Origin of the sequence: Rhodococcus sp. 06-1460-1B (genome assembly GCF_002258475.1) — a bacterium.
Taxonomy (GTDB): Bacteria; Actinomycetota; Actinomycetes; order Mycobacteriales; family Mycobacteriaceae; genus Rhodococcoides; species Rhodococcoides fascians.
In genome coordinates this window covers 1-1,475 of the sequence record NZ_NOYS01000038.1, presented here as the reverse complement: position 1 = coordinate 1,475, position 1,475 = coordinate 1, and the positions used below count along the sequence as shown (strand labels likewise).

Annotated in this window: 1 protein-coding gene; it reads right to left on the bottom strand. The window is 64.4% G+C overall.

Features of this window, described 5'->3' with window-relative positions; all coding sequences use genetic code 11:
• Nucleotides 1-1,475: acyl-CoA carboxylase subunit beta (locus CH268_RS22580; protein WP_217900935.1), on the bottom strand; the 1,475-nt coding region annotated here is incomplete at both ends.

Sequence of the window (1,475 nt, the reverse complement as noted above, 5' to 3'; positions counted from 1 at the left end):
CGCGCTCGGCAGCGACGTACGGATTGACCAACGTGTCCTCGTACTGCTGCTGCAACGTCAGCCGCAACGCATCGACGTCCTCACCGTTCTTCGCCGCCTCGAGCAACTGCTTGCGGTAGACGAACCCGACCGCACCCGAGGCCCCCATCACCGCGATCTGCGCCGTCGGCCACGCCAAATTCACGTCGGCACCCATGTGCTTGGAGCCCATCACGTCGTACGCCCCGCCATACGCCTTGCGGGTGATGACGGTGATCTTCCCGACCGTCGCCTCCCCGTAGGCATACAACAACTTCGCCCCACGCCGGATGATGCCGTTGTATTCCTGCCCCGTCCCGGGCAGGAACCCCGGCACATCGACCAACGTGATGATCGGAACGTTGAAACAATCACACGTGCGGACGAACCGGGCTGCCTTCTCCGAGGCATCGATATCCAACGTGCCCGCGAACTGGGTGGGCTGATTGGCCACGATCCCCACCGACCGACCGTCGATCCGCCCGAACCCGACGATGATGTTGCGGGCCCGCCCCTCCTGCACTTCCAGGAATTCGTCGTCGTCGAGGATCCGGCGGATCACCTCGTGCATGTCGTACGGAGTGTTCGGCGAATCCGGAATCAACGTGTCGAGTTCGAGATCCTCCGCCGTCAACGAATCCTCGATCGCCCCGACGATCGGATCCGACGCCACCGTCCGCGGGGCATCGGCCCGATTGTTGCTCGGTAGGTAGGACAGGAGGTCGCGGACGTAGTCGAGGGCGTCCTGCTCCCCGGACGCGACGTAGTGCGCGACCCCGGACTTCTCCATGTGGGTGTGCGCGCCACCGAGCTCTTCCATCGTCACGTTCTCCCCGGTGACGGTCTTGATGACATCGGGGCCGGTGACGAACATCTGACTGGTGCCATCGACCATGACCACGAAATCGGTCAGGGCTGGGGAGTAGACGTGCCCGCCGGCGGCGGGGCCCATGATCACCGAGATCTGCGGGATCACCCCGGATGCGCGGACGTTGCGGTGGAAGATCTCCCCGTACAACCCGAGGGAGACCACACCTTCCTGGATGCGGGCCCCGGCACCTTCGTTGATGCCCACCAACGGCCGCCCGGTCTTGATCGCCAGGTCCATCACCTTGACGATCTTCTCGCCGTAGATCTCCCCCAAACTGCCGCCGAAGACGGTCGCGTCCTGGGAGAACACGCACACATCACGGCCGTCGACCGTGCCGTAGCCGGTGACGACACCGTCACCGAAGGGGCGATTGTCACCCAACCCGAAATTCTGTGATCGGTGCCGCGCCAACGCGTCGAGTTCGACGAACGAGCCCTCGTCGAGCAGGGCGGTGATCCGCTCACGCGCGGTCAACTTGCCCTTCGCGTGGACCCGCTCCACCGCCGCCTCACCCGACGGCATCTCCGCAGCCCCCAGACGTTTACGAAGATCGGCCAATTTACCCGCAGTGGTATGGATATCGGGT